General features: G+C 60.1%; 19 protein-coding genes. 6 read left to right on the forward strand and 13 right to left on the reverse strand.

Annotated elements, in window-relative coordinates; genetic code table 11:
- A partial coding sequence (locus SMC3_RS06615) for a bifunctional metallophosphatase/5'-nucleotidase (RefSeq protein ID WP_133299375.1) occupies positions 1-1,160 on the reverse strand: 1,160 nt, incomplete at its 3' end.
- Between the two features lie 183 nt (positions 1,161-1,343).
- Here SMC3_RS06615 and SMC3_RS06620 point away from each other — a divergent pair.
- Together SMC3_RS06620 and SMC3_RS06625 are read left to right on the forward strand one after the other, a co-directional pair.
- On the forward strand, positions 1,344-1,673 hold the full coding sequence (locus tag SMC3_RS06620) for a tRNA-binding protein (RefSeq protein WP_119087880.1): 330 nt from the start codon (positions 1,344-1,346) through the stop codon (positions 1,671-1,673).
- A 66-nt stretch (positions 1,674-1,739) separates the two neighbouring features.
- Complete coding sequence (locus tag SMC3_RS06625; RefSeq protein ID WP_165846645.1) at positions 1,740-4,052, forward strand: helicase HerA-like domain-containing protein; 2,313 nt, start codon at positions 1,740-1,742, stop codon at positions 4,050-4,052.
- A gap of 95 nt (positions 4,053-4,147) precedes the next feature.
- On the opposite strand, the gene SMC3_RS06630 is transcribed toward SMC3_RS06625, so the two are convergent.
- Both SMC3_RS06630 and SMC3_RS06635 read right to left on the reverse strand, forming a co-directional pair.
- On the reverse strand, positions 4,148-6,772 hold the full coding sequence (locus SMC3_RS06630; protein WP_119087878.1) for a response regulator: 2,625 nt from the start codon (positions 6,770-6,772) through the stop codon (positions 4,148-4,150).
- Between the two features lie 75 nt (positions 6,773-6,847).
- Positions 6,848-10,006 (reverse strand): PAS domain-containing protein, encoded by a 3,159-nt coding sequence (locus tag SMC3_RS06635; RefSeq protein ID WP_119087877.1) that lies wholly within the window; start codon positions 10,004-10,006, stop codon positions 6,848-6,850.
- Between the two features lie 325 nt (positions 10,007-10,331).
- Between SMC3_RS06635 and SMC3_RS06640 the strand changes: the two genes are divergently transcribed.
- Together SMC3_RS06640 and SMC3_RS06645 are read left to right on the forward strand one after the other, a co-directional pair.
- Positions 10,332-10,649: a YciI family protein gene (locus SMC3_RS06640; RefSeq protein WP_119087876.1), complete on the forward strand. Its 318-nt coding sequence runs from the start codon at positions 10,332-10,334 to the stop codon at positions 10,647-10,649.
- The gene (locus SMC3_RS06645) at positions 10,649-11,245 is read left to right on the forward strand and encodes a LysE family translocator (protein WP_126850803.1); all 597 of its coding nucleotides are present in this window, start codon (positions 10,649-10,651) and stop codon (positions 11,243-11,245) included. Before SMC3_RS06640 ends, SMC3_RS06645 begins: the two co-directional genes overlap by 1 nt.
- Positions 11,246-11,298: 53 nt before the next feature.
- On the opposite strand, the gene SMC3_RS06650 is transcribed toward SMC3_RS06645, so the two are convergent.
- The 10 genes from SMC3_RS06650 to SMC3_RS06690 form a co-directional block, all read right to left on the reverse strand.
- Positions 11,299-12,090, reverse strand: a complete 792-nt coding sequence (locus tag SMC3_RS06650) for a 4Fe-4S binding protein (protein ID WP_207799708.1) — start codon at positions 12,088-12,090, stop codon at positions 11,299-11,301.
- A gap of 58 nt (positions 12,091-12,148) precedes the next feature.
- Positions 12,149-14,326 carry a histidine kinase N-terminal 7TM domain-containing protein gene (locus SMC3_RS06655; protein WP_119087874.1) on the reverse strand — a complete coding sequence of 726 codons (2,178 nt, stop codon included), beginning with the start codon at positions 14,324-14,326 and terminating at the stop codon, positions 12,149-12,151.
- Positions 14,327-14,522: 196 nt separating this feature from the next.
- Positions 14,523-17,300, reverse strand: coding sequence for a DUF4209 domain-containing protein (locus tag SMC3_RS06660; protein WP_165846646.1), 2,778 nt, complete (start codon positions 17,298-17,300; stop codon positions 14,523-14,525).
- Positions 17,301-17,335: 35 nt separating this feature from the next.
- Complete coding sequence (locus SMC3_RS09390; protein WP_165846647.1) at positions 17,336-17,707, reverse strand: hypothetical protein; 372 nt, start codon at positions 17,705-17,707, stop codon at positions 17,336-17,338.
- Positions 17,708-18,271: 564 nt separating this feature from the next.
- A complete protein-coding gene (locus tag SMC3_RS06665) occupies positions 18,272-18,829 on the reverse strand; it encodes a GNAT family N-acetyltransferase (protein WP_165846648.1) in 558 nt (185 codons plus the stop codon).
- Between the two features lie 20 nt (positions 18,830-18,849).
- On the reverse strand, positions 18,850-19,929 hold the full coding sequence (locus SMC3_RS06670) for a VIT1/CCC1 transporter family protein (protein WP_413814577.1): 1,080 nt from the start codon (positions 19,927-19,929) through the stop codon (positions 18,850-18,852).
- A 71-nt stretch (positions 19,930-20,000) separates the two neighbouring features.
- Positions 20,001-21,083 (reverse strand): DUF362 domain-containing protein, encoded by a 1,083-nt coding sequence (locus SMC3_RS06675; protein WP_119087869.1) that lies wholly within the window; start codon positions 21,081-21,083, stop codon positions 20,001-20,003.
- A 48-nt stretch (positions 21,084-21,131) separates the two neighbouring features.
- Positions 21,132-22,319 carry an MFS transporter gene (locus SMC3_RS06680; protein ID WP_165846649.1) on the reverse strand — a complete coding sequence of 396 codons (1,188 nt, stop codon included), beginning with the start codon at positions 22,317-22,319 and terminating at the stop codon, positions 21,132-21,134.
- A gap of 265 nt (positions 22,320-22,584) precedes the next feature.
- Positions 22,585-23,100, reverse strand: a complete 516-nt coding sequence (locus SMC3_RS06685; RefSeq protein WP_119087867.1) for a hypothetical protein — start codon at positions 23,098-23,100, stop codon at positions 22,585-22,587.
- Positions 23,100-23,354: a hypothetical protein gene (locus SMC3_RS06690; protein WP_119087866.1), complete on the reverse strand. Its 255-nt coding sequence runs from the start codon at positions 23,352-23,354 to the stop codon at positions 23,100-23,102. The genes SMC3_RS06685 and SMC3_RS06690 overlap by 1 nt, the downstream gene beginning before the upstream one ends.
- A gap of 320 nt (positions 23,355-23,674) precedes the next feature.
- Between SMC3_RS06690 and SMC3_RS06695 the strand changes: the two genes are divergently transcribed.
- Positions 23,675-24,097, forward strand: coding sequence for a MarR family winged helix-turn-helix transcriptional regulator (locus SMC3_RS06695; protein ID WP_119087865.1), 423 nt, complete (start codon positions 23,675-23,677; stop codon positions 24,095-24,097).
- A gap of 43 nt (positions 24,098-24,140) precedes the next feature.
- Positions 24,141-25,316, forward strand: a complete 1,176-nt coding sequence (locus SMC3_RS06700; RefSeq protein ID WP_207799709.1) for an FprA family A-type flavoprotein — start codon at positions 24,141-24,143, stop codon at positions 25,314-25,316.
- Positions 25,317-25,383: the final 67 nt, after the last annotated feature.

Below are 25,383 nucleotides of genomic sequence, written 5' to 3' on the forward strand. Positions count from 1 at the left end.
CGGTTCTCCGGTCGCATGAACCCGGCGAATGCATGCTTGAGTTGTGCGCCGGTCACCGTGAACCGGGTGATGGAGTCATCGTAGGGAAACAGCGCCAGGTAGTCGCCCAGCGTAACGATGGGTCCCAGTTCCGTCTTTCGGATACTGCCGCTGCCGACAAAGGCGACATCGACACCGGTTGTTTCCTGGATTGCGTCGGCGAACAGGTTCCCCAGTTCTGTCTCGCGCGTGCGTTCTGGGTGCGTGAGCGTGCGTGCAAACTTGGAGATGATGCTGCCGTACTTTTTGTCGACGATGTCCTTGAATCCGTCGATGAACGCGGTGAGCTTTTCGTCGGGCTGGCAGTGGATGTTGTCGATTGGGACCAGTTTCCAGGTCCAGTCGACGATGCTGTTGGTGTCGTCGTCCACGGTGATGTCGAATCGTCCGATCTGCTCGGTACCGACCCCGGCCTGTGCGATCAAGATGTTCTTGACGATGGCGGGCTGCTCCAGTACCGTGTGGCTATGCCCTCCGATAATCATGTCGACACCCCAGGCCGGATCCAGCAGGCTCGCAAGCTCCTTGTCGGACTCGAAGCCGATGTGGGTCAGCAGGATGGTCAGGTCAATATCATCATTCTTGTAGGCGTTGCAGATCTTCCCGACTTCGGAGGCCGCCTCCTGCAGCGTGATAAACGACGACAGCATGTTGTCGGTCTTCAGCATATCCATGACCTTCTCCGTGATGATCCCGATGAACAGGATGTCGAAGCCGTCGACGTTCTTCACTATATACGGCTGGAACAGGCGCTTGTTGTACTGGGTGATGTAGAGGTTGGCGTTGACGATGGGGAAATTGGCAATCTTCTCCAGGAACAGGAGGTGTGGCAGCCCATAATCGAACTCGTGGTTGCCCAGCGAGGCGACGTCCGGCGACAGGTAGTTCATGATCTCCATCGTGCTGATACCTTTGTACTCGGCGTCGATGATTGACCCCTGCACCATGTCGCCCGCAATGCAGTAAATGACATTCTTCTCCTCGCTCCGGACCTCGTTGATGTATCCGGACAACAGTGACAGGCCGCCAATCAGGTGGCCCTCTTCGCCGCGCATCTCTGCGAGGAAATCGCCGTGCATGTCGTTGCTGTGCAGGATCGTGAACCGCTTTCTGATACCCATGTTGACCTCCTGTGGAGAATGGCGGTGAGAACTTCTGGGGACATTCTCTGAAACAGAGGCTCTGTGTCAAGCCCGTGCCGCCTATTATGAAGACTCGTCATTCGATGGAGTCACCGTGCGCTACGTAGCCATTGCCACGGGCGCCCGGCTGTGTAGTATTGACCATAAGGACTGGAGGCGACCGTGGCTACGATACAGGACTTTGAGCAACTCGACATCCGGACGGGGACGATCATTGCGTGCGAGCCGTTTCCTCAGGCCCGCAAGCCCGCTTACAAGCTGACCATCGACTTTGGGCCCGACCTTGGCGTCAAGCATTCCAGCGCGCAGATCACGGCGCTCTATGCGCCGGAACAGCTTGTTGGGCGGCAGGTGCTGGGTGTCGTCAACTTTCCCAGCCGTCTCGTGGCGGGGTTCCCGTCGGAAGTGCTGGTCCTCGGTGTCTACACCCCCGAGGGCGTGGTGCTGATTTGTGCAGATCGTCCGGTGCCCGACGGGCTCAGGCTCGGCTGATCCGGTGGTGTTGCACCTCAGAGCGCGGCACATACCATGAGAGAGAACCTCAACCAGGAGGCAACCATGGACGAAGACAGAAAGACATTCTATATCGGTACCGAGGTGGACCCGTCGACGGGTCAGGCTGGAACCCCTGTTCTGTATCCGAGCAGGGACCTGACGACGCATGGCATCATCGTCGGCATGACCGGGTCCGGCAAGACGGGTCTGTCCATTGACCTCATCGAAGAAGCACTGATGGACGGCGTTCCTGTCATCGCCATCGATCCCAAGGGCGATCTGGGCAACCTCCTCCTGACATTTCCGGGCCTGAGTGCCGCGGAGTTCCAGCCGTGGGTGGATCCGGCTGAAGCGGAGCGAAAGGAACTGACGGTGGAGCAAGCCGCTCTCGAAACGGCAACGACATGGCAGAAGGGGCTTGCCGACTCCGGCATCGCGCCCGAGCGGATCGCGCAACTGAAGGCGAAGGCCGATTTTGTCATCTTCACGCCAGGTTCGACCGCGGGCATCCCGGTGTCGGTTCTGCAGAGCTTCCGCAGGCCTGCGGGGGACCTGGGCGATGAGGAGACGCAGGAGAAGGTCAAGGGTGTCACCTCCGCCCTCCTTGGCCTCGTGGGCATCGACGCCGACCCTATTCGCAGCCGTGAGCACATCCTTGTCAGCTCCATCATCAACGATACGTGGGGCAAGGGCATGGACCTGACTCTCCCGGACCTCATCGTGCAACTGCGGAACCCGCCGTTCGAGAAGCTTGGCGTCTTCGAGGTGGACACCTTCTTTCCGCCAAGGGAACGGCTGGAGCTTGCCATGCGCATCAACGGCCTCATTGCTTCCCCTTCGTTCCAGTCCTGGTTGAACGGTGCCCCTCTGGATGTCGAGAGGTTCCTTCACGCACCGGACGGCAGGCCGCGTTGCAGTATCTTCGCCATTGCACACCTGTCTGACGTGGAGCGCATGTTCTTCGTGACACTCCTGCTCCAGGAGGTTCTTGCCTGGATGCGTCTTCAGCAGGGGACGGATTCTCTGCGTGCCCTCCTGTACTTCGACGAGGTGTTCGGGTACTTCCCGCCGTACCCGTTCAATCCGCCCTCCAAGGTGCCACTGCTCACCCTGATGAAGCAGGCGCGCGCCTTCGGGCTCGGCGTGGTGCTGGCGACCCAGAACCCCGTGGACGTCGACTACAAAGGTCTCAGCAACGCTGGTACCTGGATCATCGGCAAACTACAGCAGGACGGCGACCGCGAACGTGTGCTGGGTGGCCTCGAGGGAGCGCTGCAGGAAGGGGGCGGCACACTCGACAGGGCATGGTTCACCGGTGTCCTGGGCAGTCTCAAGCCGCGCCAGTTCCTGCTGCACAACGTCCATACCGCCAGGCATATCGTCATGCAGTCGCGCTTTGCGATGAGCTATCTGCGTGGACCTCTCACCAAGGCGCAGATCCGCCAGCTGATGGCATCACGGAAGATCGAATTCGAGCATGTCACGCAGGAGGCACTGCCGACGTCGGGACCGTCGCGATATCTGCCTGCCTTCCCTGACGGCGTCCCGGTCCAGTTCGCTCCCGTCCCGGCGGGGACCACGCTCGACCCATATGTGTTCGGCGAAGCGGACGTGGCGTACGAGGACAAGACGACCGGAGCATTTGTGCAGGAGCATCTGCTGCTTTCCGCCCCGGTCTCGCAATGGCCCGCCGTCGACTGGACAACTGCGGAGCTGCTGCCCGAGGGCACGACGTGGTGGGACAAGGTTCCCGAGAGCGTATTGTTCGAAGAGGTTCCTGCGGATCTGCAGAAGCCGGCGTCCTGGAAGACCCTCACGGCGCGGCTCAAAGACGTCCTGAAGGTCCGGCCCCTGACCCTGCTGACGAGCAAGCCATATAAGGTTGCTCAGCAGGACGGCGAAACGGAAGGCCAGTTCATGGCGCGGCTCGGCGTTTTGTCCGCTCCCGACATCACCGGGGCGGTCAACAAGGTACGGGAGAAGCTGGAGGAGAAACAGCACAAGCTGCAGGATGATCTGACCGAGGCGCAGCAGCGGCTCAGCATTGCACAGATGGAGGCGCGTAACCGCAGCTCGGCGGCGACCATGCAGACGGCGGAGGCGTTCCTTGGTCTGCTGGTGGGGCGCAAGCGCAGCTTCACGCCGGGCGTTCGGACGCGGGGAACAGCCCAGACGTTACAGGAGAAAGCTAGGGACCTCCAGCAGAAGGTGAACGACCTTCAGCAGCAGGTGGCAGTGCTGGCGGCGCAGACGCAGGCGACCGTGATGGCAGAAGAACAGGCTGCCCGGGCGAAGTACCTGGCGGTGGAAGCAAAACAGTTGCGTCCGAAGGTGAGTAACATCGTCATCAAACGGGTGGGCATCGTCTTTCGCTAGACGCCATAACGTTTCTACTATTGAATCTGCCCGATCCCATGCTTGATGGGATCGGGCAGAGGTTTTACGAGGAGATCGGTAATACCTCAGGACGGCTAGTCTGCCAGTGCGTCGGCGACTGCAGTGACGAGATCCTGCATGTGATACGGCTTCTGTACGTAGCCAACCATGCCTGCATCGAGGGTGTCCTGCGCATGCCCATCCAGACCGTAGCCCGTCGACAGGATGGCGCGCACGTCGGGGTCGATGGCCTTGAGGGCTTTGAAGCATTCCTGGCCATCTTTGCCGGGCATGACCATGTCGATGATGACGAGGTCGGCTTCGTGGGGGTGTGCGCGGTACCATGCGACTGCCTCCGTGGTACCGATTGCGGTGACGACGTCGTATCCTGCCCGGTGCAGCATCTCACGCGCCAGCTTGCGGACGACCTCTTCGTCATCGACGACGAGAATACGTCCATGTCCCTTGCGTGGTAGATTGGCAGCGTGTACAGTCGTGGGTACGACGTCAGTTGTCGGGACATACACGGTAAACGTGGTCCCCTTGCCGATATCGCTCTGGACGTCGATGAATCCCTGGTGTGCCTTCACGATCCCATACACCATAGCCAGTCCCATGCCGGTCCCCTTGTCCACGTCCTTGGTTGTGAAGAAGGGCTCGAAGATGCGGCGGAGGTTCTTCTTCTCGATGCCGACGCCGGTGTCAGAGACTGATAGTGCGACAAACACACCTGGCTCGGCTCCAGGGTGTGCCATGAGCTGTTCGACATTGAGGCGTTGGCGCCGTGTCCGGAACGTCAGGCTCCCGCCCTGTGGCATCGCGTCGCGCCCGTTGATGGCCAGGTTGAGGACGATCTGCTGAAGTTGTCCGGGATCTCCCAGAACGGTTGCCTGGTCCGTATCGAAGTGTTCGGTCACACTGATGTTCTTGTTGACCGTTCGGGTGAGAAGCGACACGACCTCGAGGATAGTGCTGTTGAGGTCGACGGTAGTGTTTTGACGCTTGCCCCGCCTTGCAAAGCTCAGCAGTTGTTTGGTAAGCTCCGCAGCTCGCTCGGCCGCCTGTTGGATGACGTGCAGTCCCTCCTGCATGGTGCTGCCCGGAGCGGCATCCGGCTCCAGCATGTTGGCATACCCCAAGATGCCCGTCAGGATGTTGTTGAAATCGTGGGCGACACCGCCGGCCAGGAGCCCGATCCCCTCCAGCTTCTGAGATTGGCGCAACTGTTCCTCGAGAGCAGCCTCCTGTGTGATATCGCGCCCGACGTAGGTATAGTTTGCAACCTCGTCGCCGGGGCCTCGGACGGGACTGACCGTCAAGTCGAGTTCCACCAGGCTGCCATCCTTGCGAACGCTCGTGATTTTCTTCTTCCAGCTGTCGTAGGTAGTCAGGTGCTCCTCTGCGCGCCGTTCGAGAGGGAGTGCAACCTCGTCGCCCAGAAGTCCCCGGATGTTGTGCCCTCTGCTTTCGACGGCCGAGAACCCGGTTGCGTGCTCGAATGCAGGGTTGATATAGGTGACGACGCCATTGGGATCGGTGATGGCGATGGCCTCGGCCGCCTGTTCGATGGCGGTGGCCAGACGAAGTGCCCTGGCCTCGGCCCGTTCGCGGCGAACATCATTGATCGCCAGGAATACGATACCCAGCACCAGTAACAGCATGACCACAATGGTGAAGACGACAAGTCTACGGTTGGTGTCGAGGATGGTGACGGGACGGTTGATCACCGTAGCCCCGGCAGGAAGGCTGGACACCGGAATGCCGAATGCCTCCAATCTGTTCCAGTCGAACGCCACGTGCGTCGACTGCCTGGTTACCACTAGGATTGAACCGGCGGGCTCACCAGCCAGGATGCGTGCGACGAGGTCGCCCGCTTTTGTGCCTTCTAGCTGAGGACTCGTGAGCACGCCACCGACGATACCTTGACCCAGACCCTGTTCATACATGCCGTAGATGGGAAGGCTAGTGTGCTGGGCGAGTTCCGCGGTAAATTCTGGGATGTCTATGAGCACGCCGCCCTTGTCGCGGGTGAACGGTCCAGCCAGAATGATAGTATTGCCAGGGAGTGCCGCCACTGCGTCCATGAGCTCTGCAACTGTTGCGTCAGGGGAGAACGTAAACGCAGCGCGGTCCTGAAATTCCGGGACGACGCTCTGGATGGTTTGGCGAACAGTAGTTCCTGTCTCGGTGAAGTCCGTGATGACGTAGACGCTGCTGGCGTGTGCATGTAGCCTGAGCGCCAGCGCGAGTGTTCCGGCGGGGTCGATCTCCTCAGCTATGCCCGTGACATCCTTCGCTCCCCGGAGCAGAGATGTCTGGTAGTCGTTGATGCCGCAGAACACAATAGGTACGCCGGCAAAAAGACTGCTGCGGTGGTCCAGTGCAAAGTCCAGCGCCGGATTGTCAGTGACGATCAAGACGTCGGGTTTGCTGGCACCGTAGCGTGTCTGCAGCAGCTTCTCAACCTGATCGTGGTTCTGCTGCGAGGGGAACCGGCGCCAGTCGAGGTACTCCACAGAGAGCTGGACCCACGACGGTGAGTCGCCAAGGACACTGCGGATCCCTGCGACCTCACCGTCCGTCCATGAGTAACCCTGATCGTAGGAATTGAGGATGAGGACGCTGCTGGGAGGCGCTACGGCAACAGCTGGAGGAATCCCCAGCATTGCTGCGAAGACTGCAGCCAGAACGAGCAATATGACCAGACGGGATGCCTTCACGTGTATTCCTCCGAGCCACGATCACCAGCGAACGAACGGCAACACACAACTATTGTGAGGCTTAGGCTCTGCTATTCAAGAGGAGCGCTGTGTGGCGAGGGAGGCGAGGACGGACGTCAGTTCAACGAAGCTGTAGGGCTTGGCGAGTACGCCGTCGAAGTGATAATCACGGTAGTGAGCCATGACGGAGTCAGTGGCGTATCCGCTCGAGGCAATCAACTGTGCCGGCGTGCGGTTCTCACGAAACAACGCCGCAGCTTCCTGTCCACCCATGCCACCCGGGATCGTCAGGTCCATGAGGATGACGCTGAACGGCCGCCCGGCCGTCCGGGCCTCAGCATCCGCACGAAGTGCGCTGGCCCCGTCAGGGACGGCCTCCGCCTCATATCCGAGTTTCTTCAGCATCGCGACCGCTACCTGTCGCACCGTGGGTTCGTCGTCCATGACCAGAACGTGGCCATGTCCGCTGAACCTGGGCGCTGTTTCAGGCGACCGAAGGGACGGACCGGCAGGGACGGCAGGCAGCAGGATCGAGAAGGTCGTGCCGGCCCCTGGTGTCGAGACAACGCCGATGGTTCCGTCATGTTTGTGGACGATGGCATAGGACGTCGCCAGGCCGAGGCCACTGCCCCGGCGCTTTGTACTGAAGAACGGATCGAAGATCTTGCGAAGGTCCGTTTCGGCGATTCCTACGCCGGTGTCACTGAGGTCGATGCGGACATAGTCGCCTGGAGCCAGGTCCGGGTACGCGCCGTCGTCTACGGTGATGTTGCGTGCAACGACGGAAATCGTCCCTCCGGCAGGCATCGCCTCGTCAGCGTTGATGACGATGTTGGAGAAGACCTGAGACAGTTGCCCCTTGTCGATGCTTGCCCACCACAGGTCCGCGGGCAGGTCGAACGAAGCCGAAACGTCGGAACCGCGCAGGGCGAAGCTGACAGTTTCCTGCAGGATATGAGCAAGGTCGTGGACAGAACGGACGGGTGCTCCTCCTTTGGCGAAGGTCAGCAGCTGCTGCGTCAGCCCGCGAGCTTGGAGGACCTCCCGCTCGGCTTCCTCGAGCAATTCACGGGAATGTGCCGCGTCATCTTCGATGCGGGCGAGGTTGATGTTGCCGATGATACCGGTCAGCATGTTGTTGAAGTCATGAGCGATGCCACCCGCAAGGACGCCCAGCGATTCCAGCTTGTCCATCCGCTGAAGCTCATGTTCGAGGTGCACAGTGTGGGTGACGTCAACACCGGAGGAGATGAGCCCGGTTATCCGGCCTTCAGCATCCCGCAGCAGAGAGTCATGCCACGAAATAATGCGTTCTTCGCCACTGCGTGTGATCACCGGACCATTTATGTGCTCTGGGATCGGCTGTCCTGCGAGTTCGCCACGAAGGAACACCTTGGCCCTGTCACGCTCGCGCTCCGGCAATCTTATGTCGAGCCAGTCCTTGCCCACGATCTCGTCCGGTGCGTATCCGAAGAAGTCGTAGCCTGTTTGGTTGAGGCGCACGAGGTGAAGGTCTGTATCGAGGACCTCGATGATGACCCCCGACATATTGAAGTAGGTTTCGGCCTTGGATGTCTCGACGCGTACTGCTTCCTGCGCGTCATGGCGGGCCGTCGCGTCATGCGCGACTAGCAAGACCCGCTCATCTGTGAGTGGGCTGATGCGGACCTCGAACCACAGATGTGACTGGCCTATAGTGAGGCTGTAGTCCATGTCCACGGTCGACTGGTTCGCCAAGGCCTTGTGGATGTTCTCCAGGAATCGGTCAGCAAGGTCGCTGTCGAACAGCTCACGGACGGTCCTGCCCAGCAGCTCCTCTCGAGGCCTGTACAGCAGGTCACCACGTGTCGGGGCAATCTCGATGTAGCGGCTGTCCTTGTCCAGAACGATAATGATGTCGTTCATAGTGGCGAACAGTGCACGCATCCGTGCCTCGGAGTCCCGCAGGGAATTCTCGGCTACGACGCGGTCCGTGACATCGGCGGTAGTCCCGATCCATTTGACAACCTGACCATCCTTGTCGAGCACGGCCTGCGACGATTCGACGATGGTGTGCCATGTGCCGTCGGTACAACGCATGCGATACGCAACACGGAGGGGCGTATGTACTTTCAGGTGTTGCTGGATGGCCTGGTGGAGCACTGGAAGGTCGTCGGGGTGTATATAGGAATCCCACTGGCTGCCCTTGGAGGGGAAGCCGCCGATGGCACGGGCAAACTCGCCGTCGAGGTCACCATAGTAGGTGGTGCGGTCTTCGGCGATATCCCACTCATAGACGATGTCACTCGTGCTCTGTGCGGCGATGCGGAACCGTTCCTCGGACGTGGCCAGCGCATCACGGGAGCGCCAGCGGTCTATCGAGACCGCAACTTGGTCGGCGACAAAGGACAGGATATTCCGGTCCTGTTCGGTGTAGCGATAGCTTCCATGGTATACCTGGACAGCCATGACTCCGATTGTGCTCCCCTTCAACTGTAGCGGAACACCGAGCCAGCTGATGGGAACTGTTCCCGTGGGAGTGATGCTTCCCGACTTGACCGGCTCTGCCTCGTGGAATTCGCTCATAAGTAGCGGTGTGCCCGTGCGCAGGATGTATGCCGTCAGGCCTGTCTCGGCCATCTGTGGGTCGGGAGGCATGACATCGCACTCGTCGATATAGTACGGATACGTTATGAATCCCGTCTTCGGATCCCGGAGTGCAAAGTACAGGTTCTCCGACGGCATCAGCTCAGCGATAATGTGGTGGATGCGGCCGTACAGTTCCTGCAGACTCTCGGCGGACGCCGCTACCTGGGAGATGCGGTAGGTGGCGTCCTGTACCTGCCGTGCGTGCACTGGTCCCTCGATATCGATGATGCTTCCTTCAATGAAGCAGGATCCGTCGGGCGCGCGGACGGGGCCGCCCTGCTCCCACACCACCCGTTCTGTGGTGTCGGGGTAGATGACGCTGTACTCAATCTGAAACGTGTCACCGCATTTCACCGCGTTCTCCGCGGCTGCCCGGTAGCGAGCGACGTCATCGGGGTACATGATCGTGGAGCGGATATCCGGCTTCGTCGTGAGTTCGTCCAGAGAACGGCCCAGGATACGTTCGTAGCCCCCGCCGACAATCTCGAAGGCGAAGGGAGATTGGGCCGAGGCTCGGTAGACCATGCCGGGCAGACCTGCCATCAGCCGGGTCAACTCCCGGTCGTTTGCTGCACCCTTCGTGACCGGCACGTTTCTGTCTGTCATCTCAGCCTCATTGCCAGGAGTGTTCACAGGTCGACGGAAAGACGAACAGCCATCCGTCGAAGACCAGGTTGAGGACAGCAAGAACAAACGCAGCCAGTAACAGCTACCACCATGATTGTCTACGCACTACCAAGTCTCCTCCACATAGTTCACAGTATGGTGGAGAACCCGCTGCGTGCAAGGAGAGCTGCAACAACACGGATTCTACTACAACCTGTACATGTACGTGTCGCAGTTCAAGGGGACCGCTGCTGCGGCTGCCGTCTCCTGAACCGCAGTCGTGCGCGCGGGCCATTCCTGCTACACTGTCACCGGAGGGGGAGCTATGACACAGGAGAACGATGTGGCGACATGGATTTATGTAGTACACCTGACCAGGCCTGCGGCGAGGACGTCGCCGACCGAGGACGAATCCGCCGCCATCGACCGCCATTTCGTGCATCTGCAGCAGGCATGTAGTGCGGGGACGGTACGACTGGCAGGGCCCGCGACGGACGGGGCATTTGGCCTTGTAATTTTCGAAGCGGAAGACGAGACTGCGGCGTGCTCGTTCATGGCAGACGACCCGGCCGTGCGCGCAGGCGTCATGACAGCGGAACTTCACCCGTTCCGTGTATCGCTGGAGCATCCGCCGTGCAGGTGATGGGGATCGAGCTGCTGCCAGTGCTCAGCTACGCGCTGGTTTCCATCTTCACGCCGGGCCCGAACAACATCACCTCTTCATCGCTGGGGATGCGCGTAGGGTACCCTCGCACGCTGCGGTTCATCGGGGGTGTCGTTACAGGGTTCTTCTGCATCATGGTGGCAACGGGACTGCTGACAGAGCTCCTCGTCTCGGCCTATGACAGAATCGCAATTGTGCTGAAGATCGCGGGCGTCGCGTATCTGTTATGGATCGCCTGGACCGTCGTGCGACCGCAGGGCAAGAAACATGCGTCCCCTGTGGCGAGTGGCACCCGGTACCGTGACGGATTGCTGCTCCAGTTCGTCAATCCCAAGGTCATCCTGTTTGGGCTCACGATGTATGCCACGCTGTTGGCTCCATTGGCGAAGAGCTGGCTGGCAGTCGTCATCTCTGCAGTATTGCTCACGGTCCTGAGTTTCTGTTCGACGTCGCTGTGGGCGCTGCTGGGCGCCGGCATCCAGCGTTTCATTGCCAACCCAAAGGTCAGGTTCGCCTACTCGCTCGTTCTCGTGGGACTGCTGCTCTACGCTGCCTGGTCAATCGTCGCGTCGTAGAACACACACCAGGGCCCCATGACGAGCAGTCTCTTCGAGCAGCTGAAGGGTGGTTATGGTTTCTCTGGTCGGACGGGGTTCGTGGAGCGAGGCCTGCCGAACTCGTAGCGGATGACGTTGTGAGGGCAGACATCGACGCAGGTGCCGCACAGGATGCATTCGCTGTTCTCCATTCGCTGACTCAGGACCATCGCCTGGACCTCAAGGCTCATCGGGCACGCAGACGTACAGGCGTAGCAACCGACGCACGAGGGAGTGTCGGCGCTAAGCTGGACGGCAGGAAGGCGGAAGGTGTTGCGGACTCCCCTCCCGATCATCATGAACGGGGCCATCCAGCAGGTATGGTGGCAGAATCCGCGCCTGCCCGCTGTCAGTGATAGGACGAAGATCAGTGCGAGGACAGCGTAGAAGATGATATAGGGTCCCATGCCGCTGGCAGTTGTCAACGAAATTCCATGGTCAGTCTGGTATAGGATGTCGACGCGCTGGATACCTCCCGCCCTGAGGGTCACGAGGATTATGACGGCTATCCACGGTACCCAGACCAGCCACCGGGTCCAGTTTCTCCTGTTGTTTGCCTTCCTGTTCTGCACGGCAAACAGGGCTTCGGTCAGTCCACCGGCGGGGCATACCCAGCCGCAGAACAGGCGGCCCAGCACGAGCGCAGTCAGGGTCATCACGCCGAACACCACCATACTGCCCGACGCCGTACGTTCGCCGGCGCCCATGATGATGAGGTAGGGAGACAGATAATAGAACGTCACGGGGAACAACAGAAACGAGACGAGCAGAAGGGCTCTACGGACATTCTGACGCCTGTGCATACGGGATACCGGGATACTCATGGAGCCACCTCCTGCGGACAGTATGGCGACGATGCGCCACAGTGCAACTCGCGTGTGTTCAGCTTGTCTGAACGGCGTCCAGTGTCGTGCGGACCATTTCTGAGAGTTCCTGCATGGTGTACGGCTTGGGCAGGAACCCGTCGGCGCCTCCAGGCCTTCCAACCAGATCCTGGATGCTGCCGCCCAGCGAATACCCTGACGAGATGAGGATAGGGGCCGTGCACCCCAGCCGTCTCAGTTCCCACAGCACTTGGTCTCCTGTCATACCCGGCATGGTCATGTCCAGCAGGACGAGGTCCACGGCGGCAGGATTCTCCTGGATGACGGTGACTGCGGACGGGCCATCTGCTGCTATCATCACTGTGTAGCCGGAGCGTTCCAGCATGCGTCTGGAGAGCTGCAGGATCATCTCCTCGTCGTCCACGACAAGTACGGTTTCGTGCCCCTCTGCCCGTTGTGTGCACGCTTCCTGGAACGCCGGCACTTGTGCCTGCACTGGTTCCCTGCACCGTGGCAGATACGTGGAGAACGTTGTTCCCTTCCCGGCTGCGGTTTCCACAATGATCCAGCCACTGGCTTGCTGGACTGCCCCGTAGACGACTGCGAGGCCCAGACCGGTTCCATGTCCGACAGGCTTGGTGGTGAAGAATGGCTCGAATAGATGTTGCAGCACGGCGTCAGTCATGCCGCTACCGGTGTCGGTCACCTGCAGAAGAACATGTTCACCCGGCCGGGTCTCTGGATGTGTCCGGACAAACCGCTCGTCAACGTCGACGTTGCTGGTCCGGATGGTCAGCGTTCCTGTGCCGTTCATCGCGTCCCGGGCGTTGAGGACGAGGTTGATGACGAGCTGTCCAAGCTGAACCTGGTCGATGAGAATGTTCCAGAGGCCCGGTGCATAGTCCCGGGCGATTGTCATGGAGGGCGGCACCAGTTCCGCGATGGACTGCAGCGTGAGGTCGACAGATTGGTTGAGGTTGAGGTACGTCGGCGCTGGGCTCCCATTGCGGCTGAACGTCAGCAGGTTGTGTGCGAGGCCGGCAGCCCGCCTAGCAGCCTGCTCAGCCTGGGCCAGCGGCTCTGCGATGGAATCCAGCTGCCCGGCCTCTTCCTGCATGATGCTCAGGTTTCCAAGGATGCCTGTCAACAGGTTGTTGAAGTCATGGGCGATTCCACCTGCCATGAGGCCGAGGGCGTCCATTTTCTGCGCCTGGAGCAGGTGCGCGGTCAAGCACTTGCGATCTGTGACGTCCACCAGCAGAGCGAGCTTTCCCATGCGCTTGCGCAGCGGAGCGACGTGGAGGTCGTAGGAGCGCTCCACCCCGTCACGGACGAAGGTCAGCTCGACATCGGGGCCCGACGCTGCGGGTGAAAGGGCAGGCAGGACCTGCGTCCCCTCTGCGCCCAGGACATCGCGGGCAGAGCACCCAAGGATTGCCTCGGCGGCGGGGTTGATGTCGACCAGTCGACCCCTGCCGTCAAGGACGAGAACTCCGTTTGGACTGGCCTCCAGGACGAGCGAACGGGGGATGGGGGAGAGGTCGAGGAAGCGGAAGCGATACAGAGCCAGGAAGAGGGCTACGCCGCTCAGAGCGAAGGCGAAGGGAGTGAGGTCGACCCCGGTGACCGAAGTCCGACCAACCAGGAACAGGACATTGGCGATCCACGGTACGGCCATCGCGACCAGAACGGCGACCGTCTGACCACGGTAGGCAGAGGGCACTCTGAACAGGCCGCGCAGCAGGATCACGACACCCAACAGCAGAAGTGCATACTGGTATGCGCTCCAGACCCAGAACAGTGGACCAAGACGTGTGTCGACGCGCAGGAGTGCGCCGGGGGCCGTAATGGGCGTGGCAACGGCCTGACTCCAGAGCAAGTGGTGCAGGTCGTTGAACCAGGTCAGGACAAACATCACCGTCGGTTCTACTGCCGCGAGCGCCGCAATGCGAGTGACATCGCGCAGCGATCTTCCATCATACCTGAGAGTGAAGACAAGCCACGCGACGCCCAGGCCTCCACCAAGAAACGACATCTTCACCCAGAACAGGAAGGAATCCAGTGTTGTACTGCTGAGGAGGAACAGCGAGACAAGGATGTTCAGGACCACCAGACACATGGCCGCCGAAAAGGCACGAGCCCCCGGGGAAGGTCTGCGTTGCCACGCAAGGACTGCGACGATGGCCGAGATAAGAGCTGCTGCCAGCAAAGGCAGCGTGTACGGTGTCATCTGCATGTTCAACCCTTTTCCATTTGTTTCATATGTGCGGTCACTCCACTGAGACGAGTTCTGGTCCTGATTTTCCGCAAGACTGTTTGTGAGCAGTCTAGCCACAGATACGTGTGTGTCAAAGAGGTGGAACGCCCGGGGACGAATGATAAAGCCCCGGGACCGTGGTCCCGGGGCTGACAATTGCGTGATACAGGAAAGGCTATTTGGCGCCGTTTGCCCCCGGCTTGGAAGTTCTCTGTCCGCGCTGAGGCTTTGTGGGAGCGTTCTTGGCCTGTGTAGCTGGTTGCTTCGGAGCAGTTACCTTCAGGGCTTCCTTTCCGCCTCTGACGACAGGAGCCTTGTTGGCTGGTTTCGATTTGTTCTCGGCTGATCTTGCTGGTCCTTGCTGCGACTGGGCTGTCTGCCGACCGCGGCGCGATGTATTCTTTGCCGGAGTCTGTGTCTCGACAGGCTTTTTCTCGGCGACCGTCGGTGCGATCCTGGTCTGGGGCTTCGGGGCGCTGGGAGTCTGAGTAACTGGCGTTGTCTCAGCGGTCACCGGGCGTGATGATCTGCGGCCGCGTCTGTGGGACTGAGCGGCGACGGGGCTGGTCGTGGCAGAGGAAGATCCGGGTTTCTCTGAAGAACGTTCCCCGGTGGGGGTGGTAACAGGGGACTGCTGAGGCTTCGTGTCCGAGGAGCCGACAAGGCCGGCTGCTGCCATCGCTGCGCGTACTTCGGCGCGGAAGTCGACAATGGGTCTGGTGGAGCCGGCAGGTCTTGTCGCGGAAGTCGAAACTGGAGGTACCAGAGAGGTGACCCTGGTCTCGACAACAGGGCGCTGGAGCGTCGTCTCGACAACAGGAGCTGGTGTCGGCTGGGCCGCCACAGGCGCTGGTGCAGGTGCAGACACTGGAGCAGCCGCTGCAGTCGTCGTTTCGGGTTTCTGTTCCCGGTCACGACGGCCGAAGAAGCCACGTCCTCTGTTACGGTTACGGTCACGCTCAGGAGCACGCTGGGGCGTCGTGGACGGGGCGGCGGTCTGAACGGGAGCAGGTGTAGGAGCGGTGATGACTGGCTTTGTCGCCGGTTGTGCAGCCACCGATGGTTCGCCGATGCCGTTTTCCTGATGGTGGACGCGTCCATGCACATCGATCAGATCAGGCTGCTGATGGGCGGGTGTCCCGGGATGGAGGCGCGAAAGGTCGGTCTTCACTCCCTGCAGCGATGGAAGGAACATAAGGCGGAGCGCACACCACCACAGGTACTCGGCGTCAGGGCCCTTGAAGTCGTCGAGATCCAGAAGGCCGTGGGCCAGCTCATTGCGCATGTTGGAGCCAAACTTCTCGACAAGCAGGCCTCTGAGGTCGAACATGAGGTCACGTCCGAAGACACGTTCTGCGTCGTCCATGTCCAACAGGGCTCCGAGTACGCGTTCCTGCTCGACGTTGCGCATGTCGATCTTGCTCGTGACGACACCGGCCTTCTTCAGGACGATGCGTACGGCATTTTCGACTTGCGGTGTCAGCAACGAGACGGCGACAAGGAAATCGCCATTCATGCCTGCATCCATGCCACGGGCAAAGATCTCCTCGCGGCCGACGGGGACAAAGGGGTTGTCGGTCGTGAAGGCACGCCAGTCATCCAGTCGAACGACATGGTCTGACAGAACCTGACGACGTGCGGGGTCGAGCAGAGCGAGCACAGCAATCTGACGGTTGCGGGCAGCTTCCTGGTACAGTTCGGCATCCTTGGCCGTACGGATCTCGCGGGTATCGCCCGTGAAGGCGGCGGGAGTGTGAGAAGAGGCCTTTCCCTCCTGATCCATTCCAACCGTGCTGATGAGATACTGGAACGGCATCCGGCCCGTCTTGGCGTCGACCTGTTCTTCCAGTTCTGCAGGCTTGGGTGTTTCGGCCAGATTGGCGAGCGCGACAAGCGCGGCACGCAGGTCCTTGCTCTTGACCTGGTCACGTGCCCACTGGGTGATTCCGGCTGGATCCATACGTGACGGCTTCTTCATGGGAGCATCGTTGCGCTTCAGCTCGAGCGCGTCGACCTGTTTCTTGAGCTCGATGACCGCCTGCTCGTTGCCTGGGACCTTGGCAAGCGATTCCATGGCGCTGCGCATCAGTTCCAGCGCATGGTCGGTGATGGGCTGAGCCTCGGACTGTACGACGTCGGCCTGCTTGACATAGGTGTCGGAGGCACGCTTGAGAGCCAGTTCTCTGTTTTTGTCCTGCCCTGCGGCGGTCTCGCAGCGAGCCTTGACTTGCCAGTACAGGCGTGCGGTTTCCCACTGTCCAGCGGTCTCGCAGCGCTGTGCGCTTGTCCCGCAGATACTGGCGAACCGGGAGGCGTTGCCTTCGCCGGCGTCCAGCAGCAGGTTGATGAGCTTGGCCCACCAGGGCGTCGGCTCCTCAGCGCCAAACTCACTGAGTTGTTTCTGAAGGTAGTCGATGGTCTTGCGGTATGCCTTGGTCTCTTTGCCAAGGAAGACGGCGATGTCGAAGGAACGCTTCAGGCGATCGTAGCCATCTGCCCACTGGACGACGTCCTTGAGATGCAGGGCACTGCTCAGGTAGCTGTCGACAGCCAGGCTGGCGACGCTGGCGTCACCCTGACGTACCCAGAGGATATCGGCTAGCCGAGACCGCAGTTCCGCGTCCTGGACAGTCTCGATGAGTTGTTTGATGACATGCAGCTCATCGGCCGAAAAATCTTCAGGGAGCGGTGTGCGCGAGTACTGAAGATCGGCAGCGGGGACAAAGGGGTCGCGCGACGGGGTCTCGAGCTTGAGTTCGGGTGAAGCGACGGCGCCGAGGAACGTGTAGACAGCCTCTGTGCGCGAGTCGTGCGCCTTGCCTGCTTCCTGCGCGCGCTGGTAGAACAGTTTACCGTACACCGAGCACAGCTTCTGATCGGCTTCGACCAGGACCTGTTGCCAGGCTGTGCGGTCGATGTCTTCTTTCTTGATGACAAATCTGGTGATTGACACGGGTTCCTCCGAGTGGATGGATGGTGTGGGAGATATCACGTGGAAAAGGGGAGGCTGACGCCGGGAAGCAGTTTCTTGAGGGCGCGTACAAACGTCTTGAACTCGTCGGTCGCGCTCGACTGACCAGAGGCGGTGACGCGCTTCGCACCAGTATCCAGTGCGATTCGCCAGAGCGCAGGCTGGTCGGCCTGCTGCAGACGATCCCAGTTCCAGACGTTCGCCTTGTCGGCGGCACGCCAGAAACGCTTCCATGCTTCAAGGGACGGTTGAAACGCGAGCTGAGGCTCTGAGCCTGCACGCGCGTACAATGTCCCCTTCTCCCAGTGGACAGTAACGGTCCGCGAGGTGCCGCAGCCGAGCGCCACTTCCACAGTGACGGGCTCAGCCGGCTCGATAGAAAAAGTCATACAATCCTCCTTGCGGCCAAAACGCTGTCCCACGGCAGCAGACGGCCACACGCACGACTTGGGGGTGCGATCGCCCGTGCACTCGGCAGCTCAGGAGCCCCTTTCAGGACTCGCAGACGCCCGTGCACCTCTGCCAGTATAACGGATTTGCGGCCTGACAACAGGCACGAGTCTCTCAAATGTGACGTGGTCACGGTCAGAAAAGGAAGTCGCCCGGCTGGAAAGCCGGGCGACGAGGAGGGAGGAGAAGTGAGGAAGGCGGTCTGTGTCTTCCTTGTGTTGTCCTGTTGGCTCATCTGAGGTCCAGTCCTTGCCGACCGGGCTCTCAGTCTTCTGCTGCCACCTCTGCTACACGTCTCTTGAACCATCCGTACATGGTTACCTTCATACTCTGACCTGCCATCTCCACGCCAATCTGTCATTCCCGCGCGACACTCCGTCATTTCCCCCGAGTATTTCTTTTCAATACCCCTGAGCATTTCTTTTCAATGCGAGGGGCGTTCTGAGGGGTGCTTTCGGCGAAGGCGGGAATCCAGCATTGGCGTCGGGGGTCTGTTGTTGGGTTCAGTCTGTCAGCCCAGCAACCTCGCCCGGCACGATGTCCATGATGACCTCTTGCACAATACGCGCGCCATGACGCACACCCCGGCGTCGACCGACTTCACGGAACCCGGCCTTGCGGTATGCAGCGACGGCCCGCTCGTTGAAGTCGTAGACATTCAGGATGACACTGCTCAGCCCCAGGATATCGAAGGCGTACTGGGCCAGCAGGGCTACGGTTTCCGTTGCATACCCGCGGTTCCAGCAGTCCTTTTCGCCGATGATGATTCCCAGTTCGGCTGTCCCTGCCGCGTGGTCGATATCGAACAGCAGGCAGTCCCCTACCAGGCGCATGCCGTCCACCTCATGGATGTCGAAGTACACGCTGCCCCCATCAGCCTTGCCGGCGTTGTTGTCATACCACTCGTATTCGTTCTCGATGGACACGCATGCTCCGATGTCGGTTAGCCCAGGGTTGACTTCGGGGTCGCAGATCCACTTCCAGTACGTCGGCACGTTCTCCCTCTGCCGCGGGGTTAGTGCGACTTTCGTGCCTTTGGTGATAAAAGGGGTATCACTCATCAGTTTGTCCTTTGGCTGCATCATGCGTGGATACCAAACACGGCCTGCACCAGGCGGCCGAACGCGTAGGAGGCTGCGGCGGCGCCAAGGCCGGTGATGACCATCTCACGGATCTTGCGGCGGAAGGCGTTGCTGCCGGCCGTCAGGGTGATGATGCTGGCGACTATAGCAAGGGCAAGCCCGGCGAAAAAGACGCTGAAGATCAGCGCCATGAACGAATTCCGCGCGAAGAAGTAGGGGAGGACGGGGAACAGCAGTCCAATGATGTAGGCAACGCCGGTGAACAGGGCGCTGCGGATCTCGTTGACGGGCGTGTGCTCGGTGAGGAGTCCAATCATTGCCTCTTTGTTCGATGCCAACTTTTCGGTGACCTCGTCGGTCAGGTCGGCGGGCATCCCGGATTCGGTCAGCTTCCTGGCGAGTTCTGCCTGCGCCCGTTTGGGCGCGACACTGAAAAGAAGGTCGGTCTTGCGGCGGATGCCTTCGTTGACCTGGCGCTGACTGCGGACTGAGACCCAGGTTCCGATCGCCATGGACAGCGCACCGGCGAGGCCTACGACAAGACCGTTGACCGCGACGATCTGCGGGCGCGTCGGGTAGACGGCCGAGAGACCGGTCACCGCGCCAAGCAGTTCGACGAGACCGTCGTTCATGCCCATCACGAAATCGCGGACGTTGTCTTTGGGCAGCGCGTTGAACTGTGATTCCAGCTCTTCCTCGTGGCCCAGCTCATCCTCGATGATGCGTGCGATGTTGGTCTTCTCGGCTTCTTCCAGGGTTGCGGAGTTCAGGAACTGATAGTAGGAGTCGACGGCGGTCGCCTCGGTGATTTCGAGGAGGGATAGATAGCGTCGCGTCCCCAGTATCCGGCGCAGGAGTCGTGCCCAGGCAAACGAGAACCACGATGGTTCGGCGGTGGCGATGCCGCGCTTGAGGAGGAACGCGCGCCAGAAGGCCATGTGGAGGTTCTCGACCCGAGCCAGCTCTGCAAAACGCGCCCGGAGAGCAGGATCCTTCTCGGACCCAGCCAGATATGCATACAGGCGTGACGCACCCCGCTCGTCGGTGTAGAAGCTCATCGCTTTGGTTGTTTCATTGATCATGAACAACTCCTTTCAGGTTGGCTGGAATTGTGAAGACCATTGTGCCTGACACCAAGGGAATTCACAATTCAGCGGCGGAATGTGTGTCGGAGGACAATTGCCTGCTGGGGGCACATCTCGTGGCAGCAGTAGCAAAGCACGCAGGTCCTTCGGTTGAACTGCGGGTACTGTGCAAGCCTGATTGCTTTCGCAGGGCACCGCTGGGCGCAGATGCCGCACTTGATGCATTTGGACGTGTCGACTACGGGGATGGGTCGGTTGGAGGCGCCGACGATGCGCTGGAATGTTGCTGCGATCGAGACCACTGCGCCACCCATGTAGCTGCGGGGCCGTGCAAAGGCCGGCTGGATGGGTGTGAGGTCGCCGACTGCGAGCGTGCCGTCAGGGACAGGAACGACATGCGACAGCGGTGTGAGTTCCCAGTCGATGCCCATCATGTGGCACATGGCCCAGTCTGCGAGGACAGGATCGTCCGCAACGACGACGGCCCGCAACTGTCTGGGCCTTCCTGCCGACGGGCCCTCTCCGTCCATGCCGAGGATACCGTCCATGACGACCCGTTCATGGATGGGGAGGGCGGCGTGGAGGTCCAGCAGGCATCTGGCAAACTCATCGCCGGACGGGATCATGTGGAGCCCCGTGCGCTCGGCCTTGGGCGTGAGCCCGAATAGATTCTTGACGGCACCCGTGACCAGCGTCAATGAATGAGTTTTTGCCTTAGGCAGATTGAAGAGGACCTTGGACTGCCACAGCAGGTCGGGCAGAGTGATAGGCCGGGGGCTCCGTGGGTGCTCGAGATGGACGTGCCTGAACCCATATTGGTCCAGGTGGCAGATAGTGACCCGCTCGTCGCCGACGTATTCCTCGAGGCCAAAGTCGGCGGCCAGGCGTTCGCTGGGGACGTGGTTGCCCGGAATGTCGCCAACGATGACGCGGAGCCCGTGTCCGAGCAGAAACCGGACGAAGGCATGAATAAAATGAGGGTTGGTCGCCAGCGCCCGCTCGGGCTCTGCTTCCTGCAGGATGTTTGGCTTGACGAGGACAGTGTCGCCAGGAACGAGCCCGCCCAGAAGGAACCCCTGGTGGCTTGCGAACACGTCACTTAATCGTCCTTCGTCGTAGTCGTCGAGCCGGTCGATCCATGCTTGCATACGTGCCTCCTGTTGTGTATCAACAAGATAGCAGCAGCAGCCCGTGACTCAAGCCTGTTCCTGTGCAGGGATGTGCTCGAGAACGGCCCTGAGCGCGTGGCGTGTCGGCAACAGGAAGGCCAGCACGAGCAGGACGGCCGCGACGCCCAGCAACAGGTGATACGCCGACGTGATGCTAGTGTGCTGCGCCCACTGACCCAGGATGATGACGACAACGCCGCCGATGCCCCACGAGAAACCCATGATAGACGCGGAGACGAAACCACGGTGATTTGTGACCAGTTCGTGCGCGAAGACGATGTTGGAGCTCAGCGTCATGCAGCTGAAGAAGCACATGGCCGGGAACCAGATGATGCTGGTCGACCCGGTCAGGACGAACATCAGGAGGGTGACGGCCACGCCTGTCGCACCAATGAGGTTGACGGTCCTGCGACCGATGTGGTCGGAGAGTTCGGCCCCGACGACATTGGCGACTGCGCCCACGAGCGAACCGACGGCAAGGTAGACGCCGGCTTTGCCTGCCTGGAACCCGAGCCCCTGGAAGAGCAGGGGTAGCAGGATCGTGACGCCGTTGTAGACCATCGCGTTCAGCGTGGAGTTGGCGACGAGCATGAGGTATCCTTTGAATGCAGGACTGTCCGTCATGCGACCGCCGTTGCCATTTTGTGCAGCTATCGTGGGATCTTCCTGGCGTGGCAATGCGAACACCTGGAAGAGTGCCAGCGCGATGCCAGGGATGGCCAGGATCCAGAAGCGCTCGAGATGCAGCAATCCAAAGAGAGGGATGATCGCCAGCGAGCCCACAAAGGAACCCATAGACCCGCCGAAGTTGAAGACGGACATGAACCGGCCCTTATTCGTCGAGGACAGCTGGCTCATACCGATGGCTCCCTGTGGATGAAACATCGCAAGCGACAGAGCTATGGTCGTGAAGATGAGCAGGAGCCAGCCAAAGCTGCGGGCGAACGGCAGCAGTGCCAGCGAAACGGCGGCAAGGATCGAAGAGGTCACGACAAGCGCGTTGGCATGCCGCATGCGGTCGGATACCAGGCCGAAGATCGTCTGGACAAGGCCCGAAACGATAGGGAGACTGGCAGCCAGTGCGGCGGCGGCCCCCAGGGAGAAACCCAGACGTGTGCGGAAGACAGGAACGAGAGGGGGGAGAAAGGCGGCGTACCCTTCAACAAGAAAGTGACCACCAGAGATAGCAAGCAGTGCTTTTCGTATGCGGCTCATCGTTCGGCTCTCTCCTCGGAACATGCGAAAAAGGCAACCTCGGAGCGAGCAGACAAGTCCGCCATGAACGCAAGCTATGTTCCGCGCGAGGCTACCTTCTTCTGTTATTAGTATAGCAAACCTTCAGGATATGTCAACTTCCGAAATACTTCAGGCTACATGCCGCTTCCGGACATTGGTGATGTAACGTAGGGCGTCCAGACTTCTGCCCGGAGGCTCCACGGTGGGCGTGGCAGTTCGGCGTTGACGATTCCAGTTGCCTGGGTCACTCGTTCGCTACGAACTTGTCTATGGCAATCTCTTTAAGCAATCGGCGCAGCTCACGTGGGTCCGTATGACCGTCGACCTGCAGGGAGATCTCTCCAGTCGTCGTCGTGAGCATGAGCTTGTGGGGAGGCTCTCCGGGGGTGCGTGGCCCGAAGTGGCTCGGTGGTGGTGGAGTGCTCTCGAGAAGAGAGACCTCCTCGAGGTCGGCATAGCCCAGCGTACGGGCTGTCGGCAGTTCCGCCATGACATCGGCGATCGTCATCCCGGGATACCCGTCAATGAGCGCGAATGGCGCCTGGGCAGCGTACCACATCTGCTGGAAACGGCTTGCTCCCCGCGATTTTGCGTCGGCTGTTCTTGCCTCGCGAATCTTGCGAACTTTCGTCTGGTCGAACGGGGCGAGCACGACAAATGAGCGGGTCAACAGCATGGTCAGCTCGACGGACTTGAAGGCGCCCTGGCGCTCGACCGTCTGACAGGCGAGGAGGACAGTCTCTATTTCAGGGGTATCCATTAGAACTTCAGGTCCAGGATGAGCACGAGGGCGGAAACGAGAACCATGAGCACCGAATACGGGACGGCAGACACGGACTCCTGCGCGTGACTTGCGGATTTCCAGCTGATGTAGAAGACAAGGAATAGCGCAGGGATGAGCAGACCCCAGTAGTCAGTGCGTGAACCAAAGCTCCAGAACAGGGCCCCCATGACAGCCGTACAGATGGCAGCGACAATTGTCACCAGTAGTTCACTGACCCACCGCTTGCTCATGTTGACCCCCTCTCACCTATGTCGCCGGAACGTATGCGCACTGTCAGGATAGTCCAAGGCGGCGAACGGTCAATGACTGGTGACCTCTGATCGGGAAACGGAGATGAGATGGCAGGCGTCTCCTGCTTATCGGCAGGGTCGCCCTGGTGAGGTCGATCCTGCATTGACCGGGGCATCGTTTACGCCCGTACCGAGTCAACACTGCAAATGCTGTCAAAATGGAGCACGTGGTCTCCTTCTCCTTGATATCTTTACAAAAGACCATTGACGGATGCCAAATGCCCTCTACTCTTAGCTTATCAAAGTAAGGGGGAACCGTGATGAAAAATATAACTAACAGCAAGCGTATGGAACTAGTTCTGTTGAGACTGCGAAGCTACTGGGAGACTGAGGACCCGCGTCGAGTCGGTGGACTGACCGCGTCTCAGCTCTCGTTGTTGCTGTCGCTTTCTGAGCATCCTGGATGTCGCGTGCAGGACACTGCCGAGCGGCTCGATTTGACTGCTCCAACCATCAGCATTGGAGTCCGCAGACTGGAGAACATGGGGCTGGTGCAGCGCGGTGCCGATCCTGATGATCAGCGTGCCGTGTGTCTGTATCTGTCGCCGCAGGGCAGAAAAATCGCTTCCAAGGCACGTTCTCTACGCGCAGCCAAGCTGGAGACGATGCTGTCCCCACTGACAGTGGATGAGCAGGAGTCACTCCTCGAGATGCTGGAGAAGGTGGTTCCGAATACTGATTGAAAGCACGTTACTGTAGCCTGTTGACAAGAACAAGGAGGTTACCGTGAACGCACGACCAATAATGCCAAGCATCACCCTCATGGGAGCGGTCGACTGGGACCGAAAATTGTTTGACTCGCTGATCCCGTTGCCTGAAGGAACCAGCTACAACGCGTATCTGGTGCGGGGCAGTGAGAAGACCGCGCTGGTTGACACTGTCGACCCGGCGAAACTGGACGTCCTCATGGCTCAGCTCGACACTGTCGACCACCTGGACTACCTTGTGGCGCAGCATGCCGAACAGGACCATAGCGGTTCCATCCCTGCCGTCCTTGCCCGATATCCTGAGGCTATCCTCGTGACAAATCCGAAGGCAAAGGAACTGCTGCAGGAGCATCTGGACATCCCGGACGATCGGTTCAGGACGGTCGCTGACGGCGAGACTCTGTCACTTGGCGACAAGACCCTTCGGTTTATCTACCTGCCCTGGGTTCACTGGCCCGAAACGATGGGCACGTACATCGAGGAAGACCACGTCCTGCTCTCCTGCGACTTTCTCGGCTCGCACCGGGCGCAGTCGGGTGTATTCGCCGAGCGCCACATCGTCATGCACGGCGCCAAACGCTACTATGCTGAGATCATGATGCCGTTCCGTGGTTTCATCGTGAAGAATCTGGACAAGCTGACAGGTCTGCAGATCGACATGATCTGCCCCAGCCATGGCCCCGTCTACAAGGAGCCGGCATTCATCCTCGACGCCTATCGTGAATGGGCAGGCGGCCCTCCGCACAACAAGGTCGTCATCCCCTTTATCTCCATGCATGGGAGCACGCTGAAGATGGTCGATCGCCTTACGGCGGCCTTGGCCGACCGCGGTGTTACCGTCGAACGGTTCGACCTGACGACTGCCGACCTCGGTGACATCGCCATGTCCCTCGTGGACGCCGCGACCATCGTCATCGGCACACCTGCCGTGTTGACGGGTCCGCATCCCAAGACCATCGAGATCGCTTACCTGGCAGGGGCTCTTCGTCCAAAGACGAAGTTCGTATCGATTATTGGATCATTTGGCTGGGGTCAGCGCATCATCGACGTTCTTGGCGGACTTATCGCGCCGCTGAAGGCTGAACTTCTCACACCCGTCCTCGCTAAGGGCGACCCTCGTGCCGCCGACATGCAGGCTATCGATGCGTTGGCGGACACGATTGCCGCCAAGCATCACGAGGCTGGTCTGCTCTAGATCCTGTTCTCTTTCCGTACAACAAACCCCCGGCCTTATGGCCGGGGGTTTGTCTTCATAGTATCAG

The sequence above is a fragment of the Candidatus Cryosericum hinesii genome (genome assembly GCF_003570985.1).
GTDB lineage: Bacteria > Caldisericota > Caldisericia > Cryosericales > Cryosericaceae > Cryosericum > Cryosericum hinesii.

Coding starts and splice junctions, on each gene's coding strand:
- SMC3_RS06625 (WP_165846645.1), top strand. CDS start 1,740: ATGGACGAAGACAGAAAGACATTCTATATCGGTACCGAGGTGGACCCG.
- SMC3_RS06635 (WP_119087877.1), bottom strand. CDS start 10,006: ATGACAGACAGAAACGTGCCGGTCACGAAGGGTGCAGCAAACGACCGG.
- SMC3_RS06640 (WP_119087876.1), top strand. CDS start 10,332: ATGACACAGGAGAACGATGTGGCGACATGGATTTATGTAGTACACCTG.
- SMC3_RS06645 (WP_126850803.1), top strand. CDS start 10,649: ATGGGGATCGAGCTGCTGCCAGTGCTCAGCTACGCGCTGGTTTCCATC.
- SMC3_RS06650 (WP_207799708.1), bottom strand. CDS start 12,090: ATGAGTATCCCGGTATCCCGTATGCACAGGCGTCAGAATGTCCGTAGA.
- SMC3_RS06655 (WP_119087874.1), bottom strand. CDS start 14,326: ATGCAGATGACACCGTACACGCTGCCTTTGCTGGCAGCAGCTCTTATC.
- SMC3_RS09390 (WP_165846647.1), bottom strand. CDS start 17,707: ATGACTTTTTCTATCGAGCCGGCTGAGCCCGTCACTGTGGAAGTGGCG.
- SMC3_RS06665 (WP_165846648.1), bottom strand. CDS start 18,829: ATGAGTGATACCCCTTTTATCACCAAAGGCACGAAAGTCGCACTAACC.
- SMC3_RS06675 (WP_119087869.1), bottom strand. CDS start 21,083: ATGCAAGCATGGATCGACCGGCTCGACGACTACGACGAAGGACGATTA.
- SMC3_RS06680 (WP_165846649.1), bottom strand. CDS start 22,319: ATGAGCCGCATACGAAAAGCACTGCTTGCTATCTCTGGTGGTCACTTT.
- SMC3_RS06685 (WP_119087867.1), bottom strand. CDS start 23,100: ATGGATACCCCTGAAATAGAGACTGTCCTCCTCGCCTGTCAGACGGTC.
- SMC3_RS06690 (WP_119087866.1), bottom strand. CDS start 23,354: ATGAGCAAGCGGTGGGTCAGTGAACTACTGGTGACAATTGTCGCTGCC.
- SMC3_RS06695 (WP_119087865.1), top strand. CDS start 23,675: ATGAAAAATATAACTAACAGCAAGCGTATGGAACTAGTTCTGTTGAGA.